The organism is Paraburkholderia ribeironis (assembly GCF_900019265.1).
GTDB classification, from domain to species: domain Bacteria; phylum Pseudomonadota; class Gammaproteobacteria; order Burkholderiales; family Burkholderiaceae; genus Paraburkholderia; species Paraburkholderia ribeironis.
Genome location: NZ_CYGX02000091.1, coordinates 1 through 10,540, shown reverse-complemented (window position 1 = coordinate 10,540; position 10,540 = coordinate 1). Strand labels below are relative to the sequence as shown.

General features: G+C 56.3%; 6 protein-coding genes and 6 pseudogenes. 8 read left to right on the top strand and 4 right to left on the bottom strand.

The window, feature by feature from the left end:
* Both BN2475_RS29570 and BN2475_RS29565 read left to right on the top strand, forming a co-directional pair.
* Window positions 1-390: pseudogene (locus BN2475_RS29570) on the top strand (hypothetical protein); the annotation flags it as partial.
* Window positions 391-427: 37 nt separating this feature from the next.
* Window positions 428-646: pseudogene (locus BN2475_RS29565) on the top strand (IS110 family transposase); the annotation flags it as partial.
* On the opposite strand, the gene BN2475_RS29560 reads toward BN2475_RS29565, so the two are convergent.
* Together BN2475_RS29560 and xopAG are read right to left on the bottom strand one after the other, a co-directional pair.
* Window positions 635-2,239 carry an alpha,alpha-trehalose-phosphate synthase (UDP-forming) gene (locus BN2475_RS29560; protein WP_245841677.1) on the bottom strand — a complete coding sequence of 535 codons (1,605 nt, stop codon included), beginning with the start codon at window positions 2,237-2,239 and terminating at the stop codon, window positions 635-637. The pseudogene BN2475_RS29565 and the gene BN2475_RS29560 overlap by 12 nt on opposite strands.
* A 475-nt stretch (window positions 2,240-2,714) precedes the next feature.
* The gene (gene xopAG, locus BN2475_RS29555) at window positions 2,715-4,358 is read right to left on the bottom strand and encodes a XopAG/AvrGf1 family type III secretion system effector (protein WP_218023739.1); all 1,644 of its coding nucleotides are present in this window, start codon (window positions 4,356-4,358) and stop codon (window positions 2,715-2,717) included.
* A gap of 294 nt (window positions 4,359-4,652) precedes the next feature.
* On the opposite strand from xopAG, the pseudogene BN2475_RS33975 reads away from it, so the two are divergent.
* Window positions 4,653-5,640 (top strand): annotated as a pseudogene (locus tag BN2475_RS33975) (IS630 family transposase).
* 20 nt (window positions 5,641-5,660) lie between these two features.
* Here the strand turns inward: BN2475_RS33975 and BN2475_RS29540 are convergent.
* Window positions 5,661-6,065: an ATP-dependent DNA ligase gene (locus BN2475_RS29540; protein WP_094782954.1), complete on the bottom strand. Its 405-nt coding sequence runs from the start codon at window positions 6,063-6,065 to the stop codon at window positions 5,661-5,663.
* Between the two features lie 630 nt (window positions 6,066-6,695).
* Between BN2475_RS29540 and BN2475_RS29530 the strand changes: the two genes are divergently transcribed.
* From BN2475_RS29530 to BN2475_RS36635, 4 genes and pseudogenes are all read left to right on the top strand, one after another.
* Complete coding sequence (locus tag BN2475_RS29530; protein WP_094782953.1) at window positions 6,696-7,313, top strand: recombinase family protein; 618 nt, start codon at window positions 6,696-6,698, stop codon at window positions 7,311-7,313.
* Between the two features lie 273 nt (window positions 7,314-7,586).
* Window positions 7,587-7,787, top strand: coding sequence for a hypothetical protein (locus tag BN2475_RS29525; protein ID WP_094782952.1), 201 nt, complete (start codon window positions 7,587-7,589; stop codon window positions 7,785-7,787).
* Window positions 7,788-7,813: 26 nt separating this feature from the next.
* Window positions 7,814-8,882, top strand: a pseudogene (locus BN2475_RS36640) (transposase).
* 64 nt (window positions 8,883-8,946) lie between these two features.
* Window positions 8,947-9,123, top strand: a pseudogene (locus BN2475_RS36635) (integrase core domain-containing protein); the annotation flags it as partial.
* On the opposite strand, the gene BN2475_RS29505 reads toward BN2475_RS36635, so the two are convergent.
* Window positions 9,084-9,629, bottom strand: coding sequence for a winged helix-turn-helix domain-containing protein (locus tag BN2475_RS29505; RefSeq protein WP_143325971.1), 546 nt, complete (start codon window positions 9,627-9,629; stop codon window positions 9,084-9,086). The pseudogene BN2475_RS36635 and the gene BN2475_RS29505 overlap by 40 nt on opposite strands.
* A 649-nt stretch (window positions 9,630-10,278) precedes the next feature.
* On the opposite strand from BN2475_RS29505, the pseudogene BN2475_RS29500 reads away from it, so the two are divergent.
* Window positions 10,279-10,540, top strand: a pseudogene (locus tag BN2475_RS29500) (IS6 family transposase); the annotation flags it as partial.

The following is a 10,540-nucleotide window of genomic DNA, read 5'->3' as shown; positions in this document are numbered from 1 at the left end:
ACAAAGAGGGTTCTGTCGCAAAAGCCGAAGGACAAGACCAGGCTGTACGCGCTGCATGCGCCGGAAGTCGCCATCGTCGACTGCGGCTACAAGGGCGTCGCCATTGACGGCGTGAAGATCTATCACCCGGGCTTGCGGCGGGGCATCACACGCGGACTACGCGCGATGATCAGGCGGCGAAGTGCAATCGAGCCAGCCATAGGCCACATGAAGACAGACGGAAAACTCGATCGGAACTGGCTCAAAGGCGCGCTCGGCGATGCAATGCACGCGGTGTTGTGCGGCGCCGGCCACAACCTGAGGATGATCCTGAGGAAGCTGCGGCTTTTTTGTGGCTTCATTCTCGCTGCCTTGTCCAACCGCAGCGTTGCTGCGGTCCCATTGCCTTAACGCCGGTGGTCGGCAAAAGCGAATTGTTCAGGACGGACTAGTTATGGAAGCCTGCGCCGGCGCCCACTTCATGGCACGCAAACTTGCAACCTTCGGGCACCAGATCAAGCTCATCTCACCGCAGTTCGTCCGCCCATTCGTAAAATCAAACAAGAACGATTTTGTTGACGCCGAGGCAATCTGCGAAGCCGCCTCACGGCCGGCCATGCGATTTGTGACGCCAAAGACGGAATCGCAGCAGACGCTACGAATTCTTTTTGAAACTGCTTGTAAGTGCGTTAAGGTAAGTTTCTCTCCACCAGCGTAAGTCTTCGGTATTCACATTATCCATCAGCTTTTTATACCGCCATTGACGTTCTTCCAAGGGCATGCTCAAAGCGCGAGCGCATGCTTTGGCGATGGCACTTCGATCTTTGGGCGGCACCGAAAGTGAATGGTCGAGTTGGGAGGCTGCGCCGGCACCGGTTGATAGTACAAGAACACCCGGGTCATCTGGCTTTTGCGCGGCAATGTATTCCTTGGCCACGAGGTTCATGCCATCCGCCAAAGGGGTAACCACTCCCACGCGACTCATCCTATAAATTTCAGGCAGTGAATCGTGATCGACCGACTGGTTAAAGTACATCACGGGCTTCCAATTGGCAGTTCCAAACTGGCCATTTATCCTATCTACCAGTGCTCTTGTCTTATCGCTTAACCTGGCATAAGGAAGAATGCCTTGGCGTGTTGGAGCCGCGATTTGGACCAGGGTGATCTGATTTAGTAAATTCGGGTAAGTATCCAGCAATTCATGGAAAGCCTTTAGGCGCCTTGGTACTCCTTTGGTGTAATCCAGTCGATCGACGCCGACCATCACCATTCGCTGGTTTGACTCATTGCGGACTATGCCGACGATGGCGTCCAAAGTTTTGTTTGGCTCAACGGTATTAAGACTCTCGACATGAATGCCAATCGGAAAGGATTGAATGCGGACCTTTCTGCCAAGCGCTTCCAGGTTACGGTCGTCGAGTCGGTGACCAATGCCTTCGGTTTCTACGTATCGCTGAAGGTTCTCCACGTCCTTGGGGCATTGCATTCCGACGAGATCATAGGACATCAGAGACTCAATCAATTTCCGATGTTGGGGAATGTGCTTGATAACCTCTGGCGAAGGAAAAGGAATATGACTAAAGAAGCCAATGTTTTGTTTGCACCCAAGTGACCGCAATTCTTGTGCCAGTGGAATGAGATGATAGTCGTGAATCCATAGGATGTCATCTTCTCTGATTGTACGGGCCAGCTCCGAAGCGAATATCTTATTGACACTTTCATAGTCTTTGAAATTATCTTCGTCAAATTCTGCCAATTTAACCTTATCGTGAAAAACCGGCCAAAGCGCAGAGTTCGCAAATCCTGCGTAGTAACCGTCGTGATGTTTCTTGCTTAGATCGAATTGAACCAGCGTCGTCCGCCCGAAAGATTCGGTTTGAACTCTGGCCATGTCCTGTCGGTCGGTTGTTTTACCGGACCAGCCGAACCACAGCCCTTCGCTTTCGCGCATCATGTCACCGAGCGCAACTGCTAGCCCACCTGCGGCAGGCCTGCCCGGGTCGATAACGCGATTCGATGCCACTACCAGTCGATGGTCTAAATGCGGCAATTCAGGCGTACCGGTCTTCGACCGGCGAAACTCGTTGAGATTTTTATCTAAGGTTCCGCGCCGCAGCGCTGCTGGAATCTCATTCAGTTGTGGAGAGCTCCTTGGAGGACTAGTTGGCCGATGCAGTATCTCGTTTTGCTCGGCTGTCACCGAGACGGATACAGAGTAGTCGTTGATAGACGCGGAATTCGATGCGATCGTGTTTTCCATGAGAGTCATTTCCCTTAGGTTATTGCGGTTGTGTCGCGGTATGATCGTGGTGAGTAAGTGGACAGGTAACGCCGACCCCTGAGCATCTTGGTGTCACAGCCGGATTCAGCCCTTTTCGTTATCGCTTGGCGCGGCGCGAGCAGCCCCTTGGATGGTGTTGGCCACTTTGGGGCGAGCGTGCGTGAAAACGTATTGATCGCCTACGTTGAATCAGCGCATTGAAATTGGGCTGCTCGTGACGCGACTCGTTGAAGGCGACGACCATAAGCGAGTCGTACAACTCACCGAATGCGTATTCTCGGACGCGCGGTGCTCAGCCATCGCGCCGACACGAAGCATGTAGCGCGATCGCGAAGCATCCGCTCACTGGTTGCCCGCATGCATACCGCATCGTTCTAGCGGCGCCCGCCTCGGGCATGTTTCTGCACACGGGTTTCGCGCGTTCACACCCCGCATGGTATCCGCTCGCCCAAGTCTATGCGTTTCCCCATAGTCTGTCTGCGTTGAAGTTGGCCCGACTGGCGACCTCATTAGAGAATGAAAGGGACTTCCCCGGGCTGTGTCGCAATAAGCCACATTCCGTTCGGCATCTCTCATGAAACTGATGCCTTGCTATATTCTTACCGCCGTAAAACTCTTCGGCGGCTTTCTTGCAGACTTCCTCGTAGAAGCGGTCAGCATCTTCGACCGTGTAGCCCGCACCTGCAAAGCATCCTCTTGCTATCTCGTGAAGCGTGTGCCTGCTTCCGCTAGCGTCATCGTACACAGCATTGATGCACCCGATGAGTACCACTACGTCCTCTTTGGACAAGCGATCTTCGCCGCTCATCAATCTGGCATGGTTAATACAGGCGACGGCGTTGGCACTGGTAAATGAATCGCCAAATCCTGAACAGTCCTCGAACCCGTTGCCTTGCTCGTTCAGCTTGAAATGAGCGATTGCTAGATTCTCCATGTTCTTCGATGCCACCATCGGCTTGAGGTCTTCAAGTGCCTCGGGATCGTCTCTCAAGCGAAACTTTTTAATACAGACTTCGAGCTTGTGCAACCGCGGTCCCATGACCCCGGTATTTCGCTTGAAGATGCTTTTCGATGGATCTTCGAACATCAGGCTCTCATCGATCTTGTAGGTTTCGTCGGGCGACAGAAAACCATGCTGTGCCAGCGTTTTCATGACGACATTCTCGGCATGCCCCCAATGCTCGTCGAGAGCATAGATCTGCCTGAAGTTCAAGATGGCCCGACCGGCAGCGAACTGCGCATCTTCTGTAAGCTTGTCGTTCGTTTCCAGCAAGGCCTCGAACGACTCCATACACTGCCGCGGCGTCAAGCCTTTCGACTCGGAAACGTTTTCGAAGTCTTTGTACCCCTTGAGCAGGAACGGTCTGGTGATCGAACGCGAGGTGTAGCCCCGAGCCCCGGTCTCTTCATTTGCGACGCCTGTCAGCGCATACTTGTTCTTCTTGTCGTACAGGCCGCTCTTCGTTAAATCAAAATTCTTCGGTAGGTGAGGCGGATTGTATTTGGCAACGTGGTCAGCTTTCACGGGGTGGCCCTTGAAGCACGCGAGGCTTTTCACCAGCGACTGGCGGCCCTTCTCCGTGTTTACTAGATGCATGACATGCACTTTGGTGGCCGCCCGATAGTCTGTCATGGTCACGAATTGGTTGTCGCCGCAGGTGCGGATGGGATTGATGGACCGATTGTTCAGCCCCTGCTCTTCTGGCTTGCTGCTGTGATAGCGCTGGAAGTAGTCTTTTGCGGTTTCGTTGGCTGCATTGAGCCTGTTGTTGCTGGTAAAGCCGCCTTTCCCGTCGTGCAAAGACGTAGTGGAAAGGAAAAAATTATTGGCAGTCTTATCGTAGAGATAGACGGCTCCCGCGAAACCGAAAGCGTACCTCATCGCGCGGCAGGGAAAGCTTGACGTATCGTTTCGTTTGCCTTCTGAAGTCCCGGCTTGAGCTCTCAGCAGGTGAGCTGTTCGGGGAGGACTGGACGTTGTGATCGGTGTATTGCCTTCCCGAAATGCCGCCGTCACACTCGATGACTGTGCAGCGACAGTGGCTGCACTTTGCGTCAGTTGCAAAACCTGATCAATATGCCCACTTCTCACTTTCATTTTCTTTCCCGTTCGGAGTCGCCCTTATTAAAGCGAACACGCCACGGCCACTTGTGCGCGAATGAATTCGCGCGGTAACTGCATTTTCAACAGCCGTTGGTGGTTCAGCACGGCGAGCCCCGTTGTCTCTTCGCAGACGATTCATGATAGCCGTAGGTGGGTCGTTGTTCAATGATGGCCCGGGCGTCAACCAGCAAATCGGCATCCTCGGTCATACGGTAGGCCTGTCGAGGACAACAACCGATTCTTTGCTGGCGCGTTATAGCGTCATCACGCTGAAGGGGGACTCGGTTGATGGCCAAGATGGACGACGCTACGCGCAAGCGGGTGCGTGCCGGTCGCTTGATGTTGGCGGGCAAAACACCCGCCGAAGCAGCCAAGGCGGTCGGGGTGGCGCGGCAAACCGCATACACGTGGAAAGCCCGACTCGACGAATGTGGCATCGACGCACTTCGCGTTATGGCCACGGGACGGCCGGCGCAATTCGATGCGGCCCAAGTCGAAGGTTTGCGCGTAGCGCTGCTGCAGAGCCCGCTGACACACAGATTCGGTACCGAATTGTGGACGCTCAAGGGCGTACGGATACTCATCGAGCGGCTGTATGGCGTTACCTGCAGCGAGGTACACGTCTGGCGGTTGCTGGGCGCCTTGGGATTCAGCTCGCAAAAGCCGGAGCGCCGAGCCATCGAGCGCAACGAGCAGGCGGTGCTGACCTGGAAGCGCAAGACCTGGCCCGCGCTCAAAAAAAGTGTGCCGCCCAAGGACGACTGATCGTCTTCATCGACGAATCGGGCCTTTCGGAGCGTCCCACGCGGGTGCGTACCTGGGCGCCCAAGGGATGCACGCCGATCATTCAGTATCACTTCAACTGGAAGCACGTTTCGGTTGTCGCGGGCCTCACCCGTACCAACTTCCTGTTCCGCTTGCACGACGGCGCGATCAAAAGCGCGCAAATCGTCGAATTCCTTACAGCGCTGCGCGCGCAACTCAAGCGAAAGCTGATGATCGTGTGGGACGGCGCAGCGCAGCACAAGAGCCGCGTCGTGCGTGAGTACCTCGACAGCACGGATGGCGCCGTACAGATGGCGCTGCTGCCCGGCTACGCCCCGGACCTCAATCCAGTCGAATACCTCTGTGGGCCTGGCTCAAGCGACACGCCTTGGCTAATTTCTGCCCCAACAACCTAGCCGAACTGAAGCACGCCGCTCGACGCAAGCTCAAGAGCGGCCAGAAGCGCAAATCGATCATCGCCGCTTGCTGGAAGCAAGCCGAGCTTTGGTAATGTTATCAATTACGTAACTCTCAATAAGTTGCTTTGACCGAACGACCGAAGCCAAGGGCGGCCTCACGTCCGTACGGCTCTGACTTGATCTTGATCCAGTCGCGCGACCGCCCGCGTTGATAAGTAGATCGCAAACGTTTCGCAACCATGCCCTCGAAGTCGTAGGCCTGCACCTGCGAGAAAACCCAGTCCCCGGCTGCGTGAATGCCGGCCACGTACACAAGGCGAGCGGTGTTGTCAAAGCTGTCTCGCAGGATGTCTTTTCGCTTCACGAGGGGTAGGGTGCGCAAATCGTGATGACCCTCGGCGAGCATGTCGAATATGTAGAGGCGGGCAGGGTGCGCTGCGACGGCGGATTTTGCCCGGGAGGGCAGGGAAGTGGCATTCGCGGCGTCCAAAAACAAGAGAAGGGCAGGGTTATCCATGGGGCCGCCGCCCGCTTCTTCGGTAGCGAGAGGCGAACGGCCCTGTGGATAACCCGTATCGAAGGCGATGCCGTTGACGTTGTGCCCAAAGAGCGTTGATGAGCGCCTCGGTCCGCTATACCGGCTCGCGTTTGCGTTGCAGGGGAGGTCGGGAAGAAAGACTTGGAGATGCTCGGATTCGGATCTTGAGGTCGGGCTGTCTCGGAGAGTGGACGTTGAGATAAGTCAAACGTTGGTCATCAAAATAGCAGGTCATGGGCAAAGAAATCGGAGGGTGTGGGATGCTGTTAAGGGGAGCGACGGGTCGCGAAAGTTGGGTGTAGGCGCGACGTCGTTTGTGAGCCGCGTTGCCGACGACCTGACGTCGCAGCCGCTGGGACAGCTTGCTAACGGACGGGCGACAAAGCGATGGGAACCAATGCACAAGATGATCGAAACGGAGCGCGACGGCGTGGAATGCGGAAAGTGCGGGCGGTTCGACATTACCTCGACGTGGTGGTTGGATGACACAATTGCGGAGGTCGTGATCACCGTGTTGCAAGAATGGGATCCTCCACGCCGGAGCTACGGTCCGCAGTTTGAAGCCAGAATGGGGCAGTGGCGTCCTGAACTGGTTTTGCCACGTTGGCGATGCGCGATCCTGCTGAGATTGCGACGCGCTACAAAGAGACCAGTATGCTTATGACTGGATACGTGCGGGTCTCGATGCGTAACCAGGATCTTGGCGATCAGGAAGCGCAGTTGCGTGCGGCCGGATGCGACCGGATCTTTGCGGAGACGGTCACTGGCTCCCGGTGTGCCCGTCCGCAACTCGACGGGATGCTCGATCACTTGCGAGCCGGCGAGCTGATCGTTGTGACGCGGCTTGACCGGCTGGCGCGCAGCGTTCGTGACCTTCTTGTCATTGTCGAGCGCATTGGTGACGCCGGCGCGGGCCTGCGCAGCCTCGCCGAGCCGTGGGCGGATACCACGACGTCCGCAGGCGTTACGGTGCTAACGATTCTCGCTGGCATCGCCGAGTTTGAACGCATCCTGATTGTTGAACGCACGAGCACGGGGCGCGCGGAGGCAATGGAACGTGGCACGAAGTTCGGCCGCAAACCGGTGCTCAGTGCGGTGCAACTGGAACAGATGTACCGACTCGTCGACGACGGCAATACGAGTATGCAGGGAATCGCGGCGTTGTTTGGCATTCACCGGTCCACCCTGTTTCGCATGCTTTCGCGACGTGCTCAAAAGGCAAGCTGATCGTCGACACTTTCCGCTAACCGAACCCTCGTTCAGAACGGTGCATGCGCAAAATGAATCTGGTAAAGCCGAGCGGGAAGAACTGCTGTCGATGCAGCGCAGCCGAACGACGGCCGTTGGCTAGATGAGGCGAGACTCGACTATGAAGCGCATGTGCGTCGAGGCGTTGTATCGCGGGCCAAACGCGAGCCGCAAACATGCGGCCCCCAGGATCTGGCCATAGCTGCTGCGCAACCGGAAGATCGATCGCAGCAACTGCTCGAAGAAGCAATCGTGAAATACGGCCAGCCGGAAATCGTGAACACCGATCAGGGCAGCCAGTTCACCAGCGACGCGCTCACGGGGGCGGTACCCGGTAAAGGCATCCAGCTGTCTTTAGTCGGCCTTGAACAATCCGCGAAAGCTTATGCGGTAAGGCTCCGAGGCCGAAATGGCATTGTGGGATTTGCAGAGACCTGGCATATTGATGCCTAAATCCTGCAAATCCTGACGAGGTGCGGATGGGTCCGAAGAAGCTTGTGACAGAGGGAGATTTCTTCCGGCAGCCACTGCGCGAGCAGTTCAATCTGAAACATCCGCTGGTGCGGCTGGCTGACCTGATCAACTGGGATCGGCTGGGCATGCCGATGAGCGAGAACTTTGTGTCGCGCAAGGGACGGCCGGCAACATCACCCAGGCTAATCGCCGGTCTGCTGTATCTGCTGCACGCATTCGACCTGTCCGACGAAGAAGTCGTCTGGCAATGGGCGGAAAATCCTTATTGGCAGGTGTTCACCGGCGAGACGTATTTGCAGACCGAGCCGCCGATCGATCCGTCGAGCCTGACGCGCTGGCGCAAGCGGCGTCTCCGCCGCGACACGCAAGGTACGCAACACAACACGCAGCGTGGCTGCGTCGGGCGTGCCCTCGATACGTATGCGTGCGACGCCGACGCTGATCTCAATCACTCCCGCGACGACCGGCTCGGCTTTGCTCTGTGACTGAACGGACAATGCAGCCGCGTTCTCAATGGTGCGTTCGTCGTGCACTACTGCTACCGGCAGCAAGCTCTACGCCCTGCATGCGCCGGAGGTAGAGTGCCTGGCCAAGGGCAAGGCGCGCACGCTCTACGAGTTCGGCGTGAAGGTATCGATCACGACGACGCACAGGGAAGACCTGGTAGTTGGCATGCGCTCGATGCCCGGCAATCCATACGATGGCCACACACTTGCAGAAGCGCTGGAACAGGCGGCGATCCTGAGCGACGTCACGCCAGAAATCGCAGTCGTGGATCGTGGATACAAGGGCGTAGACATCGAGGGTGTGAAGATCTACCACCCGGGGCTGAGGCGAGGCATCACGCGGGGATTACGGGCGATGATCTGACGGCGCAGTGCGATTGAGCCAGTCATCGGCCACATGAAGACAGATGGCAAACTCGATCGGAACTGGCTGAAGGGAGCGCTCGGTGACGCGATGCACGCGGTGTTATGCGGCGCCGGTCACAACCTGCGGATGATCCTCAGGAAGCTGAAGGTTTTTTACGCCCTCATTCTTGCTCCTCTCGTGCGAATCATGCCCGGCGCATGACGCCACCGCCGGGCAAAACGCATTATTCAGGGGCGACTCTTTAGCTGTCAATGGATGGCAAGGGAGTGTGAAGTACGAAGATGTGTATCTGAAGGCCTATGAATCGGTCGGTTAAGCACGCCAGTCGATTGCTGCTTACATGGCGTGGTACAGTCAGCAACGGCCACATTTCAGCCTGGCAGACTTGGCGCCGGATGAAGCTTACTTCTCGATGCTGCCTGCGATTGAAACGGCAGCGTAACGACCGGCGCTTTCCACTTTAAATCGCGGAACCACTGTCCAAACAGACGGGGCCACCTCTCTCCGGACAGGTTCCGTTTCTTGCGACTGAACGATGCTGTCCTGGAAATGCCGTGCACAGCGCCCCGAACAATGACCGATCGTCATGGCAGATAGGGGCTTCTTAACAAGCCTCCCGTCAACCACTTCGTGGTCGTGCGGGCACCCATAATGGCCTAGGTGCATGCCGCCGATCGCGAATTCGAGGCCGTATCGAGGGATCGTACGAACCCATAAGCGAGGAAGCCCAATCATCTCGAAGGCGCGGCGCAGTTGCGCGATAAGCTGGTAATAGCTCGCGTTGCTCACGATAACACCTTGGTCGCCCCATATACGCTTCATAAGAACTTCCTTGGTTCGCGGCCCTTCCAACAGCAGTTCGAGCAAACGAGCCTGATTACGCGAAAGGAACGTTCGGGCGCCGCTCGATATGTTACCCAACGTCCGAGTGTCGAGGCTGAAAGTCATTTTGCATTCGACAATATCTGAGGGCCGCTTGTCCGATGACATCATTCCTCCCTGGCTCTGCCGAAAAAACATTTCTCCAAAGATCTGCGGAGACCCGTAACCCTTCCTTATGCAGGCGCACTTTTTGACCGTCACCTGATCTTCGCGGATGCCACACAGTTCTAAAGCACCCGACAGCGTTTGAAATCAAGCCCAGTTTATCTCACGGGCCCCAGGTAAGCAAAACGCTCGATCGCATCGTGATGCGTTTTCTGAAAGCACTTCGCGAGCACTCACTCCCGCAAATTACTTCTTGACTGTTTCGATGGGGAGGTCGTGCTCCGAGGCTCTCCGATAACGCCTCCATAAGGTACCCAAAGCGCTTGAAAAAACGGCCTCAACAACGTGATCTATATCAAATCCGATGAATAAAAAAGTATGGAATCATTTGGCAGGGATCGCCTCGCATAGAGGTGGCGCCGTCGGCCGCGATGTCCAGCTCAAAGGCGCATTGCAAACAGCGTGTGTGAAAACACATCACTCGCCTAAGACTTGCTAACAAGACTAGTCTACGAACCGCGAACAGATAACTGCGCAAGCAAGTGTGAGCAACGCGACACGAGTATCGAGGGCGCTGTCATATTCCGAGGCGCAGGCTTAAGATAGCGTGATGAAGGACTCGAAATCTCCCTATTACGGACATCGCTTTCCAGCGGCGGTCATCAGTTGCGCGGTGCGCTGGTATTTCAGGTTTCAGCTCAGCCTGCGTGATATCGAAGAGCTGCTGTTCGAGCGCGGGGTTATCGTCAGCTACGAAACGGTCCGACGCTGGTGCGATAAATTTGGCGCGGGCTTTGCACGGCGGGTCAAAGCGGCTCGCCGCACATCCAGCACCACATGGCATCTCGACGAAGGTGCGTCACGAACACAGG